The sequence below is a fragment of the Trinickia fusca genome, assembly GCF_003628145.1.
Taxonomy (GTDB): domain Bacteria; phylum Pseudomonadota; class Gammaproteobacteria; order Burkholderiales; family Burkholderiaceae; genus Trinickia; species Trinickia fusca.
This window is the reverse complement of record NZ_RBZV01000003.1, coordinates 130,763-153,503: the sequence shown is the minus strand read 5'-3', so window position 1 is coordinate 153,503 and position 22,741 is coordinate 130,763. Positions and strand designations below refer to the sequence as shown.

22 protein-coding genes are annotated in these 22,741 nt (G+C 65.7%); 17 read left to right on the top strand and 5 right to left on the bottom strand.

The window, feature by feature from the left end:
• The first annotated feature begins 136 nt into the window (after positions 1-136).
• Positions 137-964: a ferritin-like domain-containing protein gene (locus D7S89_RS10010; RefSeq protein ID WP_121277902.1), complete on the top strand. Its 828-nt coding sequence runs from the start codon at positions 137-139 to the stop codon at positions 962-964.
• A 9-nt stretch (positions 965-973) separates the two neighbouring features.
• The gene (locus D7S89_RS10005) at positions 974-1,519 is read left to right on the top strand and encodes a hypothetical protein (RefSeq protein ID WP_121277517.1); all 546 of its coding nucleotides are present in this window, start codon (positions 974-976) and stop codon (positions 1,517-1,519) included.
• A gap of 139 nt (positions 1,520-1,658) precedes the next feature.
• On the opposite strand, the gene D7S89_RS10000 is transcribed toward D7S89_RS10005, so the two are convergent.
• From D7S89_RS10000 to D7S89_RS09990, 3 genes are all read right to left on the bottom strand, one after another.
• Positions 1,659-3,284, bottom strand: coding sequence for a DEAD/DEAH box helicase (locus D7S89_RS10000; RefSeq protein WP_121277516.1), 1,626 nt, complete (start codon positions 3,282-3,284; stop codon positions 1,659-1,661).
• Positions 3,285-3,453: 169 nt separating this feature from the next.
• Entirely contained in the window at positions 3,454-4,749 is a 1,296-nt protein-coding gene (locus D7S89_RS09995; protein WP_121277515.1) for a cytochrome c, read from the bottom strand.
• Between the two features lie 21 nt (positions 4,750-4,770).
• Entirely contained in the window at positions 4,771-5,502 is a 732-nt protein-coding gene (locus tag D7S89_RS09990; protein WP_121277514.1) for a c-type cytochrome, read from the bottom strand.
• 468 nt (positions 5,503-5,970) lie between these two features.
• On the opposite strand from D7S89_RS09990, the gene D7S89_RS09980 reads away from it, so the two are divergent.
• On the top strand, positions 5,971-6,891 hold the full coding sequence (locus D7S89_RS09980; protein WP_121277512.1) for a CopD family protein: 921 nt from the start codon (positions 5,971-5,973) through the stop codon (positions 6,889-6,891).
• A 38-nt stretch (positions 6,892-6,929) separates the two neighbouring features.
• Here the strand turns inward: D7S89_RS09980 and dgoD are convergent, their stop codons facing one another.
• Positions 6,930-8,078, bottom strand: coding sequence for a galactonate dehydratase (gene dgoD, locus D7S89_RS09975; protein ID WP_121277511.1), 1,149 nt, complete (start codon positions 8,076-8,078; stop codon positions 6,930-6,932).
• Between the two features lie 268 nt (positions 8,079-8,346).
• Between dgoD and D7S89_RS09970 the strand changes: the two genes are divergently transcribed.
• From D7S89_RS09970 to D7S89_RS09945, 6 genes are all read left to right on the top strand, one after another.
• The gene (locus D7S89_RS09970; protein WP_121277901.1) at positions 8,347-9,027 is read left to right on the top strand and encodes a FadR/GntR family transcriptional regulator; all 681 of its coding nucleotides are present in this window, start codon (positions 8,347-8,349) and stop codon (positions 9,025-9,027) included.
• 75 nt (positions 9,028-9,102) lie between these two features.
• Positions 9,103-9,693 (top strand): class I SAM-dependent methyltransferase, encoded by a 591-nt coding sequence (locus D7S89_RS09965; RefSeq protein ID WP_121277510.1) that lies wholly within the window; start codon positions 9,103-9,105, stop codon positions 9,691-9,693.
• Positions 9,694-9,882: 189 nt separating this feature from the next.
• Positions 9,883-10,902 (top strand): alcohol dehydrogenase catalytic domain-containing protein, encoded by a 1,020-nt coding sequence (locus D7S89_RS09960; RefSeq protein ID WP_121277509.1) that lies wholly within the window; start codon positions 9,883-9,885, stop codon positions 10,900-10,902.
• Between the two features lie 32 nt (positions 10,903-10,934).
• Positions 10,935-11,231 carry a YciI family protein gene (locus tag D7S89_RS09955; protein ID WP_121277508.1) on the top strand — a complete coding sequence of 99 codons (297 nt, stop codon included), beginning with the start codon at positions 10,935-10,937 and terminating at the stop codon, positions 11,229-11,231.
• An 18-nt stretch (positions 11,232-11,249) separates the two neighbouring features.
• A complete protein-coding gene (locus D7S89_RS09950; RefSeq protein WP_121277507.1) occupies positions 11,250-12,161 on the top strand; it encodes a LysR family transcriptional regulator in 912 nt (303 codons plus the stop codon).
• A gap of 67 nt (positions 12,162-12,228) precedes the next feature.
• Complete coding sequence (locus tag D7S89_RS09945; protein WP_121277506.1) at positions 12,229-12,984, top strand: DeoR/GlpR family DNA-binding transcription regulator; 756 nt, start codon at positions 12,229-12,231, stop codon at positions 12,982-12,984.
• 37 nt (positions 12,985-13,021) lie between these two features.
• Here the strand turns inward: D7S89_RS09945 and D7S89_RS09940 are convergent, their stop codons facing one another.
• Entirely contained in the window at positions 13,022-14,146 is a 1,125-nt protein-coding gene (locus D7S89_RS09940) for a 2-aminoethylphosphonate--pyruvate transaminase (protein ID WP_121277505.1), read from the bottom strand.
• Between the two features lie 302 nt (positions 14,147-14,448).
• On the opposite strand from D7S89_RS09940, the gene phnS reads away from it, so the two are divergent.
• The 8 genes from phnS to D7S89_RS09900 all read left to right on the top strand — a co-directional run bounded on the left by phnS (position 14,449) and on the right by D7S89_RS09900 (position 22,708).
• The gene (phnS, locus tag D7S89_RS09935; protein WP_121277504.1) at positions 14,449-15,543 is read left to right on the top strand and encodes a 2-aminoethylphosphonate ABC transporter substrate-binding protein; all 1,095 of its coding nucleotides are present in this window, start codon (positions 14,449-14,451) and stop codon (positions 15,541-15,543) included.
• A gap of 31 nt (positions 15,544-15,574) precedes the next feature.
• Positions 15,575-16,675, top strand: a complete 1,101-nt coding sequence (gene phnT, locus D7S89_RS09930) for a 2-aminoethylphosphonate ABC transport system ATP-binding subunit PhnT (protein WP_121277503.1) — start codon at positions 15,575-15,577, stop codon at positions 16,673-16,675.
• Positions 16,653-17,594 (top strand): 2-aminoethylphosphonate ABC transporter permease subunit, encoded by a 942-nt coding sequence (gene phnU / locus D7S89_RS09925; protein ID WP_121277502.1) that lies wholly within the window; start codon positions 16,653-16,655, stop codon positions 17,592-17,594. The genes phnT and phnU overlap by 23 nt, the downstream gene beginning before the upstream one ends.
• A 37-nt stretch (positions 17,595-17,631) precedes the next feature.
• Positions 17,632-18,444, top strand: a complete 813-nt coding sequence (gene phnV, locus D7S89_RS09920; protein ID WP_245982819.1) for a 2-aminoethylphosphonate ABC transport system, membrane component PhnV — start codon at positions 17,632-17,634, stop codon at positions 18,442-18,444.
• A 98-nt stretch (positions 18,445-18,542) separates the two neighbouring features.
• A complete protein-coding gene (locus D7S89_RS09915; protein WP_121277501.1) occupies positions 18,543-19,256 on the top strand; it encodes a phosphonate utilization associated transcriptional regulator in 714 nt (237 codons plus the stop codon).
• Between the two features lie 132 nt (positions 19,257-19,388).
• A complete protein-coding gene (gene phnA / locus D7S89_RS09910; protein WP_121277500.1) occupies positions 19,389-20,684 on the top strand; it encodes a phosphonoacetate hydrolase in 1,296 nt (431 codons plus the stop codon).
• Positions 20,681-22,144 (top strand): phosphonoacetaldehyde dehydrogenase, encoded by a 1,464-nt coding sequence (gene phnY, locus D7S89_RS09905; RefSeq protein ID WP_121277499.1) that lies wholly within the window; start codon positions 20,681-20,683, stop codon positions 22,142-22,144. Before phnA ends, phnY begins: the two co-directional genes overlap by 4 nt.
• A 6-nt stretch (positions 22,145-22,150) precedes the next feature.
• Complete coding sequence (locus D7S89_RS09900) at positions 22,151-22,708, top strand: phosphonate degradation HD-domain oxygenase (RefSeq protein WP_121277498.1); 558 nt, start codon at positions 22,151-22,153, stop codon at positions 22,706-22,708.
• Positions 22,709-22,741: the final 33 nt, after the last annotated feature.

Sequence of the window (22,741 nt, the reverse complement as noted above, 5' to 3'; positions counted from 1 at the left end):
CCAAGTGCGGCTAACATGCCGGAAGATAAGGTTTAACGAATTCACGCACCGCATTCGATTCCCGCACGAGGTTCGTGCGTCGCGCGAGCTTTTGGCGCGGCATCGGGTGATCGACGACGGCTTTGGGAGCGCAACGATGCATACCGACTCCAACCATGTGATGCCCTGGCGTATCGAGGACATCGACCTGGACCGGATCGATCGCCAACGCGCCGCAGCCAACGAGGATCTGTTGCTGCTGCTATGCGCGGCCTCGTTTATCGAAAGCGGCACCGATCTTTACACGAGCAATCTTACTGAATATTTCCACGGCGACCCCGAAGTGTCCGCCTGGCTCAACAACGAATGGGAGCCCGAGGAGCTTCAGCACGGGCGAGCGCTGAAGGCCTATATTCATCACGTCTGGCCGGAGTTCGACTGGGACACGGCGTTTCACCATTTCTTCGAGGAGTACTCGAAGACGTGTTCGGTCGAAGAGTTCGAGAAGACGCGTGCGTTGGAGATGGTGGCGCGCTGCGTCGTCGAAACGGGCACGGCCACGCTCTATCGCGCGATCAACGAGTGCTCGGACGAGCCCGTGCTCAAGGAGCTGACCGATCACATCCGCACCGACGAAGTGCGCCATTACAAGCACTTTTTCAAATACTTCAAGAAGTACAACCGGATCGAGGGCCATGGCCGGCTTGCGGTGCTCGGCGCGTTGATGCGGCGGGTCATGGAGATCAAGAGCGAGGATTCCGAGATCGCGCTGCGTCACGTGTTCGCGGTTCGTTATCCCGAGCGCGCACACGATAGCGCATACAACCGCGAACGGGTAGCACGCATTAGCGCACTCGTGCGGCACAATCTGTCGGCTGACATGTGCGTGAAGATGCTGCTCAAGCCACTCGATATTCCCGCACGCATTCAGCCTGGCGTGCACTATCCGCTCGCCAAGATCACGCAGCACGTGTTCTTTCGTTGATCGCTGCCCATGACCGATTCCGCTTCCCGTGAGCGCGCGCTCGAACAAACCGTTTTCGACGAATGGCCGACCGAGCTGCGTGCGCTATTTGACGGCACGTCGCTCGAGACGAAGGCCGGCTTCACGGCTTCGTTGATTCTTTGCGAGGCCAATGGCCATCTGCGCACGTCGCTGCTCGGCGTGGGCGAGCTCTATGCGCCCGATGCGCGCACGCTGGCCTTCGCGTTGTGGCCGAGCTCGCGCGCTGCGCGAGCGTTGCGCGAGCAGGCTGCGCGTGGGCGTGCGCAGGCCGGGCTCACGTTCGTGTATGAGGCGGCGTTTTATCAGGTGCAGCTCGATGTGAGGCCGCTGTCCGATGCAGACGGTGAGCGTGGCGCGCAGGACGCGCTCGCGTGCTTCGTCGCTTCGATCGAGACGGGGGAGGCGCAGCAGGTCCGTTATGCGCGCTTGAACAGTGGCATCACGTTCGAGCTGGGTGCGACGAAGCCGGCAGTGCTCGAACGATGGGGGCAGCAGGTTGGGCGCTTGAGGCAGGCTCTGCTGGGGGCGCGCTAGGCAGCAAGGAGCGACCGTCCGGGCAGTGAATGGCCGCGGGTGATTCAGGCAATGACAAAGGGGCCACGAAGGCCCCTTTGTCATGGTGCGGAAGCGAAGCTGGTCGGCACATCGGCGGCGAGCTTCCTAAGCATTGCGCTCAGCGCCCCCGCGGGCCGTTGCCGGTCGGCGAAGACGGGCGTGGCTTGCCGCCGAGCAGCGCGCCCGGGTTGCTCGACTGCTTGCGGCCGCCGTGGGCGGGCGCGTTGCCGTTGCCACTTTCAGCTCGCGCAGCCTGCGGCTTCGCGGGCCGTGCTTCATGACGCGCTGCGGGTTCGCGCTTCTGCTGCGGGCGCGCTTGCGGCTGCTGTTGCCGCTGCTGCGATTGCGCACCACGCGCGCCACCGTTGTCGTTGCCATTGGCATTGCCACTGCGTTCGCGGCGTGCGGGTTGAGCGGCCTTCGTCGCTTGCTCGCTGCGCCCACGGTTCTCACCTCCGCCTTCACGGCGCGCATTCTGAGCCGGCCGCGCGTTCGACTCCTGGCGCCCACGCGGCTGAGCCTGCCCTTGCTCCTCGCGCGGCTTGCGCGCGCCGCCTTGCTGTTGCCCGCGACGCTGCTGGATCGGCTCGGGCTTCGCGTTCGGATCGGGCTCGAAGCCAGGAATCACTTCCTGCGGCACCGTGCGCTTGATGAGCTTTTCGATGTCCTTCAACAACTGCTTCTCGTCGACGCACACGAGCGAGACGGCTTCACCGCTCGCTCCGGCGCGGCCCGTGCGGCCGATGCGGTGCACGTAGTCTTCGGGCACGTTCGGCAGGTCGAAGTTGACGACGTGGGGCAGCTGATCGATGTCGATGCCGCGCGCCGCGATGTCGGTCGCGACGAGCACTTGCAGCGTGCCGTCCTTGAACTCGGCCAACGCGCGCGTGCGGGCCGACTGGCTCTTGTTGCCGTGAATGGCCAGTGAGCTGATGCCGTCCTTGGTCAGCTGTTCGGCCAGGCGATTGGCGCCGTGCTTCGTGCGCGTGAACACGAGCACCTGGAACCAGTCATGTTGGCGGATCAGATGCGTGAGCAGCTCGCGCTTACGATCGCGATCGACAGGGTAGACCTTCTGGTCGACGAGTTCGGTCGTGGTATTGCGGCGCGCGACTTCGATCAGTGCCGGCGCATCGAGCAAGCTGTCGGCGAGCGCTTTGATCTCGTCGGAGAACGTCGCCGAAAACAGCAAGTTCTGGCGCTGCGCCGGCAGCCGGGCCAGCACGCGCTTGATGTCGTGGATGAAGCCCATGTCGAGCATGCGATCGGCTTCGTCGAGCACGAGGATCTCGAGCGAGGACACGTCAATCGTCTTTTGCTGCATGTGATCGAGCAGGCGGCCAGGCGTCGCAACGACGATCTCGACGCCGCGCTTGAGCGCGTCGATCTGGGGATTGATGCCGACGCCGCCGAACAGCACCGTCGACTTGAGCTTCAGGTACTTGCCGTAGGCACGCACGCTCTCTTCGACCTGCGCGGCGAGTTCGCGCGTCGGCGTGAGGATCAGCGCGCGTACGGCGCGCCGGGCCGGCGCACCATTGGCGTTCGCCGAGGCCAGACGTTGCAGGATCGGCAGCGTGAAGCCGGCGGTCTTGCCAGTGCCCGTCTGCGCGCCGGCGAGCAGGTCACCGCCCGCGAGCACGGCCGGAATCGCTTGCTTCTGGATGGGAGTCGGCGAGGTGTAGCCGAGTTCATTGACGGCTCGTACCAGCGGTTCGGACAAGCCTAGGGAATCAAAGGACATAAAGGGTTCTTAGCAATGCGGGTATGGCGGCCGGCTGGAGAGTCGCAACGCGCGGCGCTTGTGGCGCCGGCTGGCCGCTTGCGTCCGGGTGCGGCCGATTTGCCGCGCCGGAAATGCGAAGGGGCGCGGCCGCGGTTTCCCGCAGCCGCGCCCCTGGTGCGTCATGCGCTTAATCGAGCGGCGCCGAACGCAGGTCGACGATTTGCTGCGGCGATACCGGCGTACCGTGGTTGCCCCACGACATACGGATATACGTCACGACCGCAGCGACTTCCTGATTCGACAGCGATTGCGCGAACGGCGGCATGCCGTACGGCTTCGAGTTGGTGGCCGTGCTCGGCGGATAGCCGCCGTTCAGCACCATGCGAATCGGATTGACCGCCGACGGCATCTGGATCGACTGGTTGTTCGCGAGCGGCGGGAAGTTCGGCGGCATGCCGAGGCCGTTATCGGCGTGGCACTTCGCGCAGTTGTCCGCGTACACCTTCTTGCCTTGCTGCAGCAGTGCGTCGCCGAATTTCTCCGACGTCTCGTACTGCATCGATTCAGGCGCTTCGCTCTTTTGCGGGATCGTCTTCAGGTACGTCGACATCGCGCGGATGTCTTCGTCCGACAGATACTGCAAGCTGTTGTGCACGACTTCGGCCATCGGACCGAACACGGCACCGCGTTGCGACACGCCCGTCTTCAGCAGATCGGCGATGTCCTTGACTTCCCAGTCGCCGAGGCCGGCTTCCTTGTTCGACGTCAGCGACGGCGCGTACCAGTTCTGCAGCGGGATCAGGCCGCCTGCAAACGCCGCCGAGTTCACGGGGCCGCCCATCGCGTTGATCGACGTGTGGCACATGCTGCAGTGGCCGAGGCCTTCAACCAGATAGGCACCGCGGTTCCATTCGACCGACTTCGTCGGATCGGCCTTGTACTCGCCTTCGCGGAAGAACAGCGTGCGCCAGCCGATCAGCAGGTTGCGGTTGTTGAACGGGAAGCGCAGCTCGTGCGGACGGCTCGGCACCGCGACCGGCGCAACCGAGCGCAGGTACGCGTAGATCGCGTCCGAATCGGCGCGCGTGACCTTCGTGTAGCTCGCGAACGGGAAGCCCGGGTAGAGCAGGCTGCCGTCCTTCGAACGGCCCGTGTGCATCGCGCGATAGAAGTCGTCGGACGTCCACTTGCCGATGCCGTTTTGATCGTCGGGCGTGATGTTGGGCGTGTACATCGTGCCGAACGGCGTCGCCATCGGCAGGCCGCCCGCGAACTGCTTGCCGCCGCGAACGGTGTGGCAAGCGATACAGTCGCCGGCACGGGCCAGGTACTCGCCGCGCTTGATCAGCGCTGCTTGATCGGCCGGCGTGGCCGCGGCCGCCGTGCCGTTATGCAGGTTGTCGCCGCCCGACCACAGGACGGGAACGAGCGCAGCGGCCGCCACGACGACGGCCGACAGCGCGAACAGGGACTTGCGTTTCATGAGTAGGTCTCTCCTCGCGCTTTATTGCGGTTCGCTGCCGCAGGTAAGCGGAGTCTTCATCGAGCGGGCCGGGGCCGGGACAGGGTTCTGCGGAGCAGGCTGCGTGGACAGCCACGCGGCGACGGCGCTCACGTCTTCGTCGGTCAGGCGCGTGGCGATCTCGTGCATGCAGTCGGGCGCGATCGCGTGACGCGTGCCCGAGCGCCAGGCGCCCAGCTGCGCGCTGATGTAGTCGGCGTGCAGGCCGACCAGACCCGGAATCGCCGGCTCCATGCCCGTCAGCGCCTTGCCGTGGCAGGCCGCGCAGGCAGGGATGTTCTTCGACGGATCGCCGTTCAGGACGATCTGCTTGCCGCGCTTGACCGTGTCATCGGACGCCGCTGCCTTGGCCGGCTGCGGATACGGCGGGCGCTGCTGCGAGAAGTAGGTCGCGATTTGATGCAGATAGTCGTCCGAAAGGTACGTGACGAGGTAGTTCATCGGCGGGTACTTGCGCCGGCCCTCGCGGAAGTTCTGCAACTGGTTGTACAGGTAGTCGGCCGGCTTGCCCGCGAGGCGCGGGAAGTAGTCGTTGTCGGTACCCTGGCCGTGCGAGCCGTGGCAGGCCGTGCAGCCTTGCACGCGCGCTTCCATCGTATCGGGGGCTTTGGGCTGAGTCTGCGCTTGCGCAGCGCTGAAGACGCCGGCACCGCCAATCAACAGAAGGGCGAGTAGCGGGCGAAAAATGCGTCTTGAAGACACGCGTAACTCCATCGTTATCGGGGACCTACCGGGCTTCGATCGGCACGGTATGGCGCTGTGACTTGGTCTTGACTACGGGTGCGAAGAGGTTGCCAGGCAGGCAGCCGGGCGCTGCGACGCAGCATTCTATCATTGATGGCAAGCCCCGGCTATTCAGGCTGGACGGCATGTTTGGGGGCTGTCGACGGCGCGCGACAATTTGCCGCGTGACCCAAGCAGGTCGCCGCTACTCCGTCACTGCCGCACGTCGCCGGTGCTGGCTGCGCGATGCGCTCGCGTCGCGGCCGCCGCCCGGCGTACACTCTCGGCTTCACAGCCGGGCCGCTCGCCCGCGCGCGGCGTTTGGCGCGGTCCGGCTCCCTCCGTTTGCAGATTTTCCCCCGTTTTGCCAATGAAGCTCAATTCGCCGTTCCGTGTGGTGCCTCTTTCCGCGCTTGCCGCGCCTCGTCGCGCTTCGACACTGCAACGGATGGGCATGCGATGAACCTGGACGGCCTCTCGATCGGACAAGTCGCGCTTGCCGCGTTGATGGATGTCGCGTTTGCTTTCGCGCTCGGCTCGGCGCTGTTGGAAGGCTGGCTCGCCCGGGACGGCGCGGGCATGCGCAGCGCGCCGTCGCACGCAGCCTGGCATCGCGCGCGCGGCTCGCTCGTGGCGGCGGCGTTCGCGCTCGTGCTCGCCGACGCCGGCTGGTTTTTCTACCAGGCGGCCTCGATGAGCGGGACCGGGCTCGTCGCGGCGATCGGCGTCGTGCCGACGGCGATCGCGAAGACGCATGTCGGCCACGCATGGTGCGCCGCTTTCGCGGGCTCGGTGTTGCTGCTGCTGGCGGCGCTCTCGCACCGGGGCGGCCGGGTGGGGCGGATCGCGTTCTGGTTGGCGGCGCTCGTCGTGGCGGCGAGCAAGGCGTCGCTCGGTCATGCGGCCGACGCGGGCGCCTGGTCGGCCGCCGTCGGCATCCATGCACTGCATGTGCTCGCGACCGGCGTGTGGGGCGGAATCGTGCTGGCGGGCGGCTTCGTCGTATTGCCGGCGCTCGATGGGTCGCCGGCGCGGGGCGCGCTGATTCGTCTTGCCTCGCGGGTGTCGCAGGCCTCGCTCGTGGCGCTCGGCGTCGTCGTGCTGACGGGTTCGCTCAATGCCGAGCGCGGCCTCGGCGGCTCGGTCGCGTCGCTTCAGTCGAGCGCCTGGGGGCATCTGCTGACGCTCAAGCTCGCGCTCGTGCTGCTGGCCGTGGTGCTGGGCGGGCTCAATCGAATTTCCGCGCTGCCGCGCCTGCGGCGCACGGCGGCGACGACGGACGCCCATACGTTCAACAACGTGCTGCACCTCGAAGCGCTGGCGATGGTCGCGATCTTCATCGCCGCCGCCGTGCTGGCGCATACTGCGCCGGCCGCGTGACCGGCGACGCCGTGGCAAGGCGGCAAGGCAGTGCCCGCTCACCACTCGGCGACGCTGCCATCCTCATGACGCCAGACCGGATTGCGCCAGCGGTGGCCGACCTTCGCCATCTCGCGCACCTTGTCCTCGTCGACTTCGATGCCGAGCCCGGGCCCTTGCGGAATTGAGACGAAGCCGCCCTCGTACTTGAACACCTCGGGGTTGCGCAGGTAGTCGAGCAGGTCGTTGCCTTGGTTGTAGTGGATGCCGAGGCTCTGCTCCTGGATGAACGCGTTGTAGCTGACGGCATCGAGTTGCAGGCACGCCGCGAGCGCGATCGGGCCGAGCGGGCAGTGCAGCGCGATGCCCACGTCATAGGCCTCGGCCATCGATGCGATCTTGCGGCACTCGGTGATGCCGCCCGCGTGCGAGGCGTCGGGTTGCAGGATGTCGACGTAGCCGCCGGCCAGAATGTGCTTGAAGTCCCAGCGCGAATAGAGCCGCTCGCCGAGCGCGATCGGCGTGTTCGTCTGGTTGACGATGTCGCGCAGCGCCTCGACGTTCTCCGACAGCACGGGCTCCTCGATGAACAGCAGCTTGTACGGGTCGAGCTCCTTGGCGAGCACCTTGGCCATCGGCTTGTGGATGCGGCCGTGGAAATCGACGCCGATGCCCACGTGCGGGCCGACGGCCTCGCGCACGGCCGCGACGTTCGCGATCACGCGCTCGACCTTATCGAACGTATCGACGATCTGCACTTCCTCGGAGCCGTTCATCTTGAGCGCCTTGAAGCCGCGCTCGACGACGGCGCGCGCGTTGTTGGCGACGTCGTGCGGGCGGTCGCCGCCGATCCACGAGTAGATCTTGATGCGATCGCGCACCTGGCCGCCGAGCAGCGCGTGCACGGGCACGCCGTGGTGCTTGCCTTTGATGTCCCACAGCGCCTGGTCGATGCCGGCGATCGCGCTCATCGAGATCGGGCCGCCGCGATAGAAGCCCGCACGGTACATGACCTGCCAGTGGTCCTCGATCAACAACGGGTCCTTGCCGACGAGGTAGTCGGCCAATTCGTGTACGGCCGCCTCGACCGTATGCGCGCGGCCTTCGACGACGGGCTCGCCCCAGCCGATCACGCCCTCGTCGGTCTCGATCTTCAGAAACAGCCAGCGCGGCGGCACGACGAACGTTTCGAGCTTGGTGATTCTCATAGTGCAATCTCCTCCTGAAGCGGTGCGCGGTTCGGCCGATGGCGGGCGTGAACTTCGGCGACCGACGTCGACGACGGAAACCCGCATCCTACCGCAAATCGATAAACAGTACTATTAATAGTACTGTTTGAGAGGGCGAAAGCCTCGGGCTTTGCACGCGTCGGCTTGCCAATTCGGCGCGGGCCGCGATAATCGCTCGTCGCGGTGGGCCAGGTCCTTCGCCTGGCGTTCCGCTCAACTTTTCTGCTTTCAGCTTTCCAGGAGAACGATCATTCAGCGCGATCTGCACGGCCGTGTGACTTATCTGCTCGCGACGGCGATCCTGCGCGGCGACTACGCGCCCGACACCACGCTGCCGCGCGAGGCTGAGCTGATGGCGTCGTTCGGCGTGAGCCGCACGGTGCTGCGCGAGGCCCTGCGGACGCTGACCTCGAAGGGCCTGGTGGAGTCGCGGCCCAAGGTCGGCACGCGTGTGCGGCCTCCCGGCGCGTGGAACCTGCTCGACGCGGACCTGCTCGAGTGGTACTCGGAAGTGGCGCCGCCTTTAGCGTTCGCGCTGAAGCTGCAGGAGATGCGCGAGATGATCGAGCCTTATGCGGCCGGGCTCGCGGCCCGCGCCCATACCGACGCGACGCTTGCTGCGCTCGCCGCGGCGCATGCGTCGATGGAGGCGGCGCGTCACGTCGACGAATGGGTGCGCGCCGATCTGCGTTTTCACCTGGGCGTGCTGGCCGCGACGGGCAACGAACTCCTGCTGCCGCTCGGCGCGCTGATCGAGCGCACACTCGAAGCGCAGCTGCGGCTCAACGCGAAACGCGCAGACGTCTTCAATGCGTCGTTGGCCGAGCACACGGCCGTGTTCGACGCGATTCGTGCACGCAATGCGCAAGGGGCGCATGAGGCGATGGCGTCGTTGCTCGGCGTAACACGCAAGCGCATCGAGAAATAAGGTTTGAAGGGCGCGTATGCGGCAGCGCGCCTCACACGAGCAGCACGGACGAACCACTCACCAGCGAGGGGCGATATGGATGAAAAGACCTTGTCGGTCTACGACGCAGCGGCGGCGAAATTCGCGCAGGACTGGGTCGAGCAGCCGGCACCCGAGGACATGTACAGCTTGCTGCGCACGTACTTCAAGCCGGGCTCGACGGCCGACATCGGCTGCGGCGCAGGCCGCGATACCGCGTGGCTGGCCGGGCACGGCTTCGACGCATGCGGCTACGACGCGTCGGCCGGCTTGCTGCGCGAGGCCGCAGCGCGTTATCCGGGCGTGCGCTTCGGGCTCGCGGCGCTGCCCGAGCTGCCTGGCGTCGCTTCGGCTTCGTTCGAGAACGTGCTGTGCGAGACGGTGCTCATGCATCTGGAGCCGACTGCGATCGGCCCATCGGTACGCCGCCTCATGGAGATCCTCAAGCCGGGCGGCACGCTCTATCTGAGTTGGCGTGTGACCGAAGGGGCGTCCGAGCGCGACAAGCACGGGCGGCTCTATGCGGCGTTCGACAAGCGGCTCGTCAGCGACGCGCTCGGTACGTCATGCACGGTGCTCGTCGATCGTGAAGAGGTCAGCGAATCGTCGGGTAAGCGCATTCACCGCTTGATCGTGCGTAAGGCGTAGCGGCGTGTGCCTCAGATCATCGATGTTTTCGGCGCGACTTGCGCAGATTCGTCGTCCCGATCGTTCTTGCTTCCGGCTTTCCGCTTTTGCGCAGCATCGAAAGGTTTTGTGCGCGCAGGCCTGTTTAACCGAAAGGCCGTGCCTCCTATAGTGGCAAGCAATTCACCACGACATGCCGCAGGAGGCCAGATGTTCGCAGTCCGTATCGATCGCTATGGTCCGCCCGACGCGCTGTCCGCCGGCGAAGTGCCGATGCCCGCTCCAGGCCCGCACGATGTGCTCGTGCGCGTGCACGCGAGCGGCGTCAACCGGCTCGATTTGTTGCTGCGCGAAGGCAACGTCTTCCAAGTGCCGTTGCCGCGCATTCCCGGTTCCGACTTCGCAGGTGAGATCGTCGCGCTCGGCGCCGAGGTGACGGACCGCCGTATCGGCGAGCGTGTGTTCGCCGCGCCGATTCTGTCTTGCGGACGCTGTGAGCATTGCCTGCGCGGCGAAGATAACTTGTGCCGAACCTTCGGCACGGTCGGCTCGACGATCGATGGCGGCTATGCCGAGTATGCGGTGCTGCCCGCGCGCAACGCCGTGCCGCTGCCCATGAGTATGGACTGGCACGTCGGCGCGAGCTTCGGCCTGACGTACGCGACCGCTGCCGCCATGCTGCGTCGCGGCCGTTTGCTGGCCGGCGAATCGGTGCTGATCCTCGGTGCGAACGGCGGCCTGGGCTTTGCCGCCGTCGAGCTTGCACGCGACATGGGCGCGCATGTGATCGCGGTGAGCCGCGAGCCCGAGGCGAAGGCGCAACTGCTCGCACGTGGCGCGCAAGCCGTCGTCGCGCCGGGGCCCGACATGGCGCAAGCGGTGCGCGACGCGACCGGCGGGCGCGGTGCCGAGCTCGTGTTCGAGCATGTGGGGGCCGCAACGTTCGAGCAGTCGATCGCCGCACTCGCCATGGATGGCCGGCTCGTGCTCGGCGGCGTAACGACGGGCATCGAATCGAAGCTGGACCTCAAGGCCATATTTACGAAGCGTCTCGAGATCCTCGGCTGCCGCGGCAGCGGCCGTCGCGATCTCGACGATGTGCTCGTGCGCGTCGCACGTGGCGGCGTGAATCCGCACATTCAGCGTATCCTGCCGCTCGCGCATGCCGCACAAGCGCACCGTCTGCTCGACGGCCCGGGCGTCCTCGGCAAAATCGTTCTGACCGCATGAATCGTCGTTGCCAATCAAAAGAAGGAGAAACCATGTTTATCGTCATGCTGCATTACCTCCAGCCGATCCCGGTCGTCGAACAGCACGTGGAACAGCATCGCGCCTTTCTCGATCGCCACTACGCCGCAGGTCATTTCATCGCGTCGGGGCCGCAAGTGCCGCGCATTGGCGGCGTGATCCTCGCGCAGGGCCTCACGCGCGAAGCGCTCGACCAAGTGCTGGCCGAAGATCCGTTCTATCGCGAAGGTGTCGCGCAGTATCAGGTCGTCGAATTCGTGCCGCGCAAGTTCGCGCCGGCCCTCGCGCCGCTCTTCGCCGCCGAGCAATAACGCGCGGGCCGATCACGCATGGACATGCTCTTTGCAATGCGCGTCTTTCAGCGTGTAGCGACGACGCGTAGCTTCACCGATACGGGTGAGCTGCTCGGTGTCGCGACGTCGAGCGTTTCGCGCCACATCGATGCGCTCGAATCGTTTCTCGGCGTGAAGCTGCTCACGCGCAGCACGCGCCGGCTGTCGCTGACCGACACGGGACGTACCTACAAGGAACAGGTCGACGCGCTGCTCGCCGATCTCGACGCGATGCACGAGAACATCGCCGCGAACGGCGCCGAGCCGCGCGGGCGCTTGAAGGTCAGCGCGCCCCGCGTGTTCGGCAAGCGCCTGCTGACGCCGCTCGTGCCCGCGTTTCTGAAGGCGCACCCGAAGATCACGCTCGAACTGTCGCTGACCGACGACTACGTCGACCTGATCGAGACCGATACCGATCTCGCGATCCGCATCGGCGCGCTCGGCGATTCGAGCCTCGTGAGCCGCGCGCTGGGACGCTATCGCCGTGTACTGTGCTGCCATCCGTCGTATCTCGAGGGCCGCGAGGTACCGCGCGTGCCCAGCGATCTCGCGCGCCATAACTGCCTGCGCTATCGCCGCTCGGGCGAGCGCGTCGTATGGACTTTCTCGCGGCCCGATAGCGGCGAGACGTTCGAATTCACGCCGCAAGGCGACCTGGCCGCCAACGATGTCGAGGTGCTGTTCGAAGCCGCGTCGGCGGGTACCGGCATCGCGCAGCTGCCTCATTGGCTCGTGCACGATGCACTCGGGCGTGGCGAGCTCGTCCAGGTGCTGCCCGAGCATCCGCTTGCGAGCAGCCTGCAGGCGGCCGGCATTCACTTCGTCTATACGCTGAACCGGCGTAAATCGCGCAAAGTGCACGCGTTCATGGAGTACGTGCTCGCAAAGACGAGTACGCTGCTCGTCTGAACAGGCCCTACAATACGGCGGTCCCTGGAATCTTGATCCGGCCGCCGGTTGGCGGGCGGCACGCGCGATGCTCGCAGAACAACGTCATCAATACATTCTCACGCGCGTCGCGCAAAGCGGCGCGCTGTCCGTTGCCGAACTCGTCGGCGAGCTCAACGTCTCGCGCGAAACGATCCGTCGCGATCTGCATGCGCTGGCCGCTCGCGGGTTGCTCGTCACGACGCACGGCGGTGCGCTCGCCAACGATCGGCACGAGCCCGACCTCGACGTGCGCGAAGCGGCGCATGCCGCAGCCAAGCTCGCGATCGGCGAACGCACGGCGCAGTTCGTGCCCGACGGTGCATCGGTCGTCATCGACTCGGGTAGCACGACGCAGGCGGTCGCGCGTGCATTGGCTGGGCATCACCGGCTCACCGTCTACACGAACGACTGGCGCATCGCGCTGCTGCTGGGGCGGCGCAACGACAACCGCATCGTGCTGCTGGGCGGCGAGCTGTCCGACAACGAAGACGCCGCGTTCGGCCTCGATACCGTGCAGCAGCTCTCGCAGTACCACGCCGATCTGGCGATCGTGGGCGCGGGAGGCATCACCGACGACGGCCACCTGACCGACTACACGCGCATGGCGGCCGAAGTGCGCTCGCGCATGCTGCTCTCGGCCGGGACGGCCATCGTCGTCGCCGATCATTCGAAGTTCGGTCACGTCACGCCCGTGCGCGTCGCGGGCTTCGAACATGCGCGCTATCTCGTCACCGAGCGCGCGCCCACGCGCGCGACAGCGAAGGCGATTGCCGCGCACGGTACGAAGATCGTCACGGCATAAGTAGCCCGCGCGTCCGCGGGCACCGTCAGGCGTGGTGCTACGCCAGTTCGGGGGCGCGCACGCGAATGCCGAGTTGCTTCGTCGCCGTATCGATGGCGGCCACGGCGCGGCGCATGTCGTGCTCGTCGATGGCGCCGATACAGCCGACGCGGAACGTTTCCAGACGCGTGAGCTTGCCCGGATACAGGATGAAGCCGGCCTCGCGCACCGCTGCGTAGAACGCGGCGAAGTCCCAATGCGGATCGTTGGGCGCATGAAACGTCACGATCACGGGCGCCTGCACGTCAGCCGGCAGGAACGGCACAAAGCCGAGTGCCGCCATGCCCTCGACGAGCGTTGCACAGTTGTGTGCATAGCGTGCGCCGCGTGCCGGTCGCCCGCCTTCCTTCAAGAAGCGATCGAGCGCCTCGCGTAGTGCCGCGACGACGTGCGTGGGCGGCGTGAAGCGCCACTGCGACGTCTTCTTCATATAAACCCACTGATCGTGCAAATCGAGGGCAAGCGACGGTGAGCGCCCCTCGCACGTTTCGAGCAGCGCGCGGCGGGCGATCACGAAGCCCATGCCCGGCACGCCCTCGAGGCACTTGCCGCTGGCCGAGACCAACGCGTCGATGCCGCCCTTGCGCAAATCGATCGGCAGCGCGCCGAACGAGCTCATCGCATCGACGATGAGGCGCTTGTCATGCCGCGCGCATACCTCTGCGATCGCCTCGAGCGGATTGAGCAGGCCCGCGCTCGTTTCCAGGTGAACCTGCGCAACGTGCGTGATGTGCGCGTGCTCTTTGAAGGCGGCCTCGATCGCTGCGGCGGTGACGGGCTCGTCGTCGGCGAGCGGCAGTGTCACATGGGCAATGCCTAGCCGCTCGAGGATGCGCACGATGCGTGTGCAGTAGGCGCCGTTGACGGGAACGAGCACGCAGCCGTCGCGCGGCACGAGCGTGCCGAGAGCGGCCTCGACCGAGAATGTGCCGCTGCCTTGCATAGGAATACAGACGAATTCGTCTTCGCCATGCGCGATCGCGAGCAGATCGGCGCAGACGCTTTGCGTCAGACGATTGAAGGCGGCATCCCACGAACCCCAGTCGCGCAGCATCGCGGCGCGGGTGGCGGGCTCGGTCGTCAGCGGTCCCGGTGTAAGCAGGATGGGTTCGTTTTCAGGCATGACACGGTCTCCGTTCAAAAGCAGTCGTCACAAAGAGGGGATCAAAAAGTGGATCCGAAGCGATGTGCAATTTAGTGGCATTGTGTGTCATTTTGAGGAATTTGTGGGCGTCGTCATCGCTTTGTCACCAAACCCTGTGATCCTTGCGTTGCCGATTCGATGGAGCGCCATCGCGATCGCGCCGTCCGGATTGTCGGCAATCTGCAATCGATGCAGCGTTGCGATGTGCCCGGGCGCTCTGAATCACTACGGGAAACAATCGGGTTGCCCGGCAAACGGGCTTATGCCTTGGAGAGAGCGACATGACAAGCAAGCATCCCCTTCGTGCGAGCGCCGGTTTCGTGCGCAAGCTGCTGCCGGCCCTGGCCGCAGCCCTGGTGTTCGAAACCCTCGCCATGCCGGCCCATGCGGCAGGCGCGGTGGTGCTCTATACCGCGGACGGGCTCGAGAACCTGTACAAGGATGTCCTGCCGGCCTTCGAAAAGCAGGAAGGCGTGAAGGTCAACATCGTGACGGCCGGTAGCGGCGAAGTCGTGAACCGCGCGACGATCGAGAAGGATGCGCCGAAGGCCGACGTGATCGTCACGCTGCCGCCGTTCATTCAGCAAGCCGACCAGAGCGGTCTCCTGCAGCCGTATCAGAGCGTGAACTACACGAACGTGCCGGCGATCGCGAAGGCCTCGAACGGCGCCTGGGCGACGTTCGTCAACAACTACTTCTCGTTCGCGATCAATCCTGAGGTCGTGAAGAGCCAGCCGAAGACGTTCGCTGACCTGCTGCATCCCGACTACAGCGGCAAGATCGCCTACTCGAACCCGGCCACGGCCGGCGACGGCATGGCCGTCATCATCCTGACGACGTCGCTGATGGGCGAAGACAAGGCGTTCGACTACCTGAAGAAGCTCGAGCAGAGCGCGAAGTTCCATACGAAGGGCACGGGCTACCTCGACGTGCTGCTCTCGCGCAACGAGATCTCGGTGGCCAACGGCGACCTGCAGATGGACCTCGACGATGCTGCGAATGGCGGCCTGACGCTGAAGCCGATCTTCCTCGCGGCGACCGCGGGCGGCCAGCCGACGACGTTCCAACTGCCGTATGCCATCGGCCTCATCAAGAACGGTCCGAGCCAAGCTGAAGGCAAGAAACTGATCGACTACCTGATGTCGACCGAAGTGCAGGCCAAGGTGCCGGACATCTTCGGCATCCCGGGCCGTACCGACGTGAAGCTCGCCGGCAAGAACGGTGAGGCGGTCAAGCAGGCGATCGCGGGCGTCAAGCTGATTCCGGTCGACTGGAACATGGTGATGGCGAAGAAGGCCGACTGGACTGCGCGCTGGAAGAACGACGTGATCGGTTCGTCGGGCAAGCAGCTCGATGTCGTGAAGCCGAAGCAGTAAGCCGTTCATTGCAAGCAGGAGGACGAACCTGGTGAACACCGCCATCCTTGCCAGCTCCGGCGCGCCGAATATCGGGCGTGCGGCGCACGAGAAGACGCACGCGGGCGCGCCCGGCGGCGTGCAGATCGACCACCTGAGCGTGCGTTTCGGCACGCGTACGGTGCTCGACGATCTGTCGCTGTCGATCGGGCGCGGCGAGTTGCTGACGGTGCTGGGCCGCAGCGGCTGTGGCAAGACCACGCTGCTGCGGTTCATCGCCGGGTTCGCGCAGGCCACGAGCGTCAGCGGAAACCTGACCATTGCCGGTCAAGATCTGACGCACGTGCCGCCGCACAAGCGCAACCTCGGGCTGCTGTTTCAAAGCTACGCGCTGTTTCCGCACCTGAACGTGTTCGAGAACGTCGCGTTCGGGCTGCGCGCGCGGCGCTTGCCCAGCGCCGAAGTCACGCGCCGTGTGACCGATGCGCTCAAGCTCGTGCAGCTCAGCGATTGCGAGCACGTGATGCCCGCGCAGTTGTCGGGCGGCATGCAGCAGCGCGTGGCGCTCGCGCGTGCACTCGTCATTGAGCCCGACGTGTTGCTGCTCGACGAGCCGTTGTCGGCGCTCGATGCGAACCTGCGTGCGTCGGTGCGCTCTGAAATCAAGGCGCTGCATGAGCGCTTGCCGAATCTCACGATCGTCTGCGTCACGCACGATCAGGACGATGCGCTTGTCCTGTCCGATCGCACGCTGTTGATGCGCGATGGCCGCATCGCGCAGCTCGGCACGCCGCAGCAGCTGTACGACACTCCCATCGACGCATTCGTCGCGCGCTATCTGGGCGCGGCGAACCTGCTGCCGCCGCGCGTCGCGTTCGCGCTCGGCGATGCCCGCTACAGCGAGCGTGAGCGGCTCGCATGCCTGCGCCCCGAGGCACTGCGCATCGTGCCGCTCGGCGAAGGCCACTTGCATGGCGTGATCGCATCCGTCGACTGGTACGGCGCGGTGTTGTCGGTATCCGTCGTGCTCGATGCGATGCCGGCGACGCCGGTGCTCGTCACGGCACCGCGCGGGCAGGGTATGACGCCCGAGAAGGGCGCGCGCGTGTCATTGCGTTATGAGGCTGACGATGTCGTCCTGGTTCAGCCCTGATACCGCGCCGCAAGCCGGCGCGTCGAGCGACGACGTCCGGCAGGCCAGTGCGGCCGCACACGCGGCGCAGGCCCGTCGCCGTGAACGGATCGCGCAAGGTCATCTGCTTTTCATCGCACTCGTCGTGCTCGCGCCGCTCGTCGCGTATCCGCTGCTCAGGCTCGTGTTGTTGAGCCTGAGCGGTGCGCATGGCTTGACGCTGGACGCGTATGCGAAGTTCTTCTCCAATCCCGATGCGCGTGGCGTGATCGGCACGACGGTGTGGATTCTGGCCGCGAGCGCGGGCATTGCGTCGGTGCTCGGCGTCGCGTTGGCGGCGCTGCTTTTCTTCAAGCCGTTTCCGGGCGCAAGCCTCGTGACGCGGTTTCTCGAACTGTTCGTCGCGTTCCCGTCGTTTCTCGTCGCGTTCACGCTGATCTTTCTGTATGGCTCGCAAGGCTCTGTCAGCATCGGTCTGCAACGGTTGCTGAATCTGCAGCAACCGCCGCTCGATTTTCTGTTCGGTGCCGGCGGCGTCATACTGGCCGAGGTCGTGTTCTATGCGCCGTTCGTCGTGCGCCCGACGCTGGCCTCGTTCGCTTTGATCGACCTGCGGCTCGTCGAAGCGGCGCGCAGTCTCGGTGCCAATGCCTCGATGGTGGCGCTGCGCGTGATTTTGCCGCTCGCGTGGCCCGGCATCGCGGCGGGCACGATCCTGTGTTTTCTGTTGACGCTGAACGAGTTCGGCATTCTGCTCGTGCTCGGCAGCGCGCATCTCGTGACACTGCCTGTCGCGATCTACAGTTCCGCCACCGTCGATCTCGATCTGCCGACGGCCGCGGCCGGCGCGGTTGTGATGCTGGCGATGTCGCTGTCGCTGTATGCGCTGTATCGCCGCGTCAATCGTCGTTCGTTGCAAGGAGTGTCCCGTGGCCGCTGATCCGATCCGGACCGTTGCCGCCCCCGCGCTTGCCGCGCTGCGCGTGCCTCACTGCAAGCTCGGGCGAGTGGTGAGCGCCACGCTGCTGGCCTGCGCCGCGTTGCTGTGTGTCTGGCTGTTCGTCTTGCCTGTCGCGGTGGTGGCGCTTTCGAGCGTCGCCGCGCACTGGTCCGGCACGATCGTGCCCGATGGCTTTAGTCTGCGCTGGTTCGAACGCCTCGACGGCAGCGACTTCGATGCGATCGCCACGAGCCTCGAAATCGGCTTCGGCGTCGCCGTGCTCGGTACGGCGCTGGGCCTGTGGCTCGCGCTCGCGCTCGAAGGGCGCGATCGCCGCGGCCTCGGCGCGCTCGTCGACACGATTGCGATGATGCCCAACGGGGTGCCGAGCGTCGTGTTGGGGCTGTCCGTGCTGATCGCCTATCACAAGGCCCCGCTCGACCTGTCGAGCTCGGCCGCGATTGTCGTATTCGTGCAGCTCGCGCTCGTGTTGCCGTTTTGCTATCGCTGCGCCGCAGCCGCGCTGCGTCCCGAGCTCACCGTGCTGCGCGAAGCGGCCGCGAGCCTCGGCGCGCCACCCGCGATGGTGCTGCTGCGTGTCGTGCTGCCGCAACTGGTGCCGGCCATTCGCGCAAGTCTTGCATTGGGCTTCGCGTTGTCGCTCGGTGAGCTTGGTGCGACGCTGACCGTCTATCCGCCCGGCTTTGCGACGGTGCCGATCGTCGTGGTGGGACAGGTCGAACGCGGTTATTACCTGCCTGCATCCGCACTGTCACTGATTTTGCTGGCCGTGTCGCTCGCGGCACTGATGCTCATCGCGGCCCGCGCGCCGCGCCGCCGCCAGGACTAACCCGAGCGCTGAAAGAGCGTTTTTCATGCCAGACCTGACGATGCCGCGTCGAGCGGCATCCATTTCGCTCGCGGAATAATGTGGCAAAAATTGGCGATATGACCGAAAATATGCAAATCGACCTGACCGATCCGATCGCGGTGGTCCGCAGTCGTTCGCTGACGACGCTCGTGCGCGAGGCGATCGAGCGCCACATCGCCGAAGGTGCGCTTGCGCCGGGCGAGAAGCTGACCGAAGCCGATTGGGCCGCGCGTCTGCATGTGTCGCGCGGGCCTGTGCGCGAGGCGTTTCGCTCGCTCGAAGAGCTAGGCCTAGTGCGCATCGAGAAGAATCGGGGCGTGTTCGTGCGGACGGTTTCGCTGGCCGAGGCCGACGAGATCTACGAATTGCGCGCGGTGCTGGAAGCCGGCGCATGCCGGCTCGCTTGCGCGCGCATCGATGCGATCGGTCTGGCTCGCTTGGACCGCTGCGTCGAGGCCATGGAGGCTGCGTGCGCGGCGAGTGACCGCGATAGCTATGCGCGCGCGAACGTCGAGTTTCACGACGCGATCGTCGCGGCCGCTGGCAACGCGAAGCTGTACGACACGTATCGACGCCTGGTCGGCGAACTCAATCTGTTCCGCCGTGCCGCGCTGGGTGCGCATGCGGGGGCCATCGAGCATTCGCTGGCCGAACATCGCGCGATGCTGGCCGCGCTCGGGGCGCAGGATGGCGAGCGTATGGCGCAGCTCATGCACGAGCATGTGAGCGGCGGCAGACGGCGCGCGCACGAAGCCTATGCGCGGCAGGCGGGAGAAGACATGGCGGGCTGACCCGCATGACGCCGGCCGTGCACGACCTGCGTCACCTTGGATCGACGCGAACGCGCGCAACAAAGCCACGAACGCGACAACGTAACACCGCAACACCGAAACGCAATTACGACACCGCACGAGAATCCCACCATGCAAGAGTCCAACGAACGCGACATCGACGCGTCTTCCATCGTCGTCAACGGCCGTGCCTATCGCACGGCACACCTGGACGCACGGCCCGTGGCGGTCGTGTGCGTGGATGGCTGCGAGTACGACTATCTCGAGGCGGCCGTCGCTTCCGGTTCCGCTCCGTTCATCGCGCGCATGCTGCGTGAAGGCACGGCGCTGCAAGGCGATGGCGTGATGCCGTCGTTCACGAACCCGAACAACCTGTCGATCGTGTGTGGCGTGCCGCCATCGGTGCACGGCATCTGCGGCAACTACTTCTGGGATCCGCACGCGAACGGCGGTGCCGGTGCCGAAGTGATGATGAACGACCCCGCCTACCTGCGCGCGGGCACGATCCTCGCGCAAGCCGCCCAGGTGGGCGCACGCGTGGCCGTCGTCACGGCGAAGGACAAGCTGCGCCGTCTGCTCGGCTGGCAGCTGCAGGGGATTTGTTTCTCGGCGGAGAAGGCGCATCTGGCCACGCGCGAGGAGAACGGCCTCGAGCACGTGCCCGAGTTCGTCGGCTTGCCGGTGCCCGACGTCTACAGCGCGGGGCTGTCCGAATTCGTGTTCGCGGCCGGCGTCCGTCTGGCCGAGGCCGGCTTGGCCAATCTCATGTATCTGTCGACGACCGACTACGTGCAGCACAAGAGCGAGCCGGGCAGCAGCGACGCGAACGCGTTCTACGCGATGATGGATCGCTACCTGGCACGACTCGACGCGCTGGGCTGGACGCTCGCGATCACGGCCGATCACGGCATGAATGCGAAGCACGATGCGCGCACGGGCTTGCCCAACGTCATCTATCTCCAGGACGTGCTCGATACCTGGTTCGGCAGCGGCGCCACACGCGTGATCCTGCCGATCACCGATCCGTACGTCGTGCATCACGGCGCGCTGGGCTCGTTTGCCACCGTGTATTTGCGCGAGCAGGAGAAGGCCGCGATGCCTGAGACGATCGCGCGCCTCGCCGCACTCGACGGCATCGAGGTCGTGCTCGACAACGCGAGCGCGTGCGAGCGCTTCGAGCTGCCGCGCGATCGCGTCGGCGACATCGTCGTCATCGGCCGTCGCGATGTCGCGCTGGGCACGCGCCAAGCCGAGCACGATCTGTCGGGTCTCACGGTGCCGCTGCGCTCGCATGGCGGGCTGTCGGAGCAGACGGTGCCGCTGGTTTTCAACCGCAAGCTCGTTGCGCTCGAACAGCTCGAAGGCGGCCGGCGCCTGCGCAACTTCGATGTATTCGATATCGCCTTGAACCAAGCGAGCACGTTATGAATGCCCTCTTCCAGACGACCTCGGGCGACCATCCCGACTTTCGTGTCGAAGCGCTGCGCTGGTGCGGCGAACGCGCAATGCGCGCGCGGACCTTCGACGTGTTCGACCCGTTCACGGGGCTGCGCGTCGGCACCGTGCCGTGCGCGAGCGTCGACGACGTCCGCGCGGCCTTCGACTATGCCGCGGCTTATCGCTCGACGCTGACACGCTATGAGCGTGCGCAGATTCTCGAACGCGCGGCCACGCTGCTGCGCGAGCGTACCGAGCAGGCATCGGATCTGATTACGCTCGAGTCGGGGCTTTCGAAGGAAGACTCGTGCTACGAGATCGGACGCGTGGCCGACGTGTTGAAGTTCGCGGCGATCGAAGCACTGCGCGACGACGGGCAGTCCTTCTCCTGCGATCTGACGCCGCACGGCAAGAAGCGGCGCGTGTTCACGCAACGCGAGCCGCTCGCGGGTGTGATCGTGGCGATCACGCCGTTCAACCATCCGATGAACCAGGTCGCGCACAAGGTGGCGCCGGCCATCGCGACGAACAATCGCGTGTTGCTCAAGCCTTCCGAGAAGGTGCCGCTATCGGCGCTGTGGTTCGCGGACCTGCTCTACGAGGCAGGGCTGCCTGCACCGATGCTGCAAGTGCTGACCGGTGACCCGCGCGAGATCGCCGACGAACTCGTCACGCACCCGCTGGCCGAGCTCGTGACGTTCACGGGCGGGGTGGCGATCGGCAAGCACATCGCGGCGAGGGCCGGCTATCGACGCGTCGTGCTCGAGCTCGGCGGCAACGATCCGCTGATCGTGCTCGACGATGCCGACGTCGAGCGCGCCGCGTTGTTGGCCGCGCAGGGCTCGTACAAGAATTCGGGCCAACGCTGCACGGCCGTCAAGCGCATGCTGGTTCAGCGCGGCATCCTGGCGCGCTTTACCGAATGCCTCGTCGAGAAGACGCGTGCATGGACCTACGGCGATCCGTTCGACGCCGGCAACCGCATGGGTACCGTCATCGACGAAGCGGCCGCGCGGTATTTCGAAGCGCGCGTCGACGAAGCGGTGGCGCAGGGTGCGCGCGTGCTGGCAGGCCATCGGCGCGAAGGCGCGCTGTATGCGCCGACCGTCGTCGACGGAGTGCTGCCGCACATGACATTGGTGCGCGAGGAAACGTTCGGCCCGGTCTCGCCGATCATCGCGTTCGATACGCTCGACGAAGCGATCGCGATTGCCAATGGGACGGCGTTTGGACTGTCATCAGGTTTGTGCACGAACCGTCAGGATGCGATTGCACGTTGCGTGAATGAACTGCGCGTCGGGACCGTCAATGTGTGGGAGGTGCCCGGCTATCGGATCGAGCTCACACCGTTCGGCGGCATCAAGGATTCGGGGCTCGGCTACAAGGAAGGCGTGCAGGAGGCCATGAAAAGCTTCACGAATCTCAAGACGTTTTCTCTTCCGTGGGAGTAGAGCAGCATGGCGTTGAGTCTCGACGATATCGGCTATCTGTTCGAACGGCACGGCGATATCGCCTATAGCGGCGAGCCTGTCACGCAGCGTGCGCACGCGCTGCAAAGCGGCTCGCTCGCCCAGCAGGACGGCGCTGACGACGCGCTCGTTGCCGCTGCGTTCCTGCACGATCTCGGGCATCTATTGAATCTGCAAGGCGAGACGCCGAGCGAACACGGCATCGACGATCAGCATCAGTACTTCGTGCTGCCGTTCCTGCGGGCCGTGCTGCCTGATAGCGTGCTCGAGCCGATTCGTCTGCATGTCGATGCGAAGCGCTATCTGTGCGCGGTGGATGAGGGCTACTTCGAGCGTTTGTCGCCCGATTCGAAGCGCAGCCTCGTGTTGCAAGGCGGCGTGTTCTCGGCGAGCGAGGCGCAGGCGTTCATCGCGAAGCCGTATGCGACCGATGCCGTACGTCTGCGTCTGTGGGACGACGTGGCGAAGGATCCGGGTATGAGCACGCCGGATGTCGTGCATTTTTTGGCCGTCGTTGCACGGGTGATGCTGCCGCAGCACGTGTAGGGTGTGTTCCAAGCGCGTGGCTTTTGATCGCAC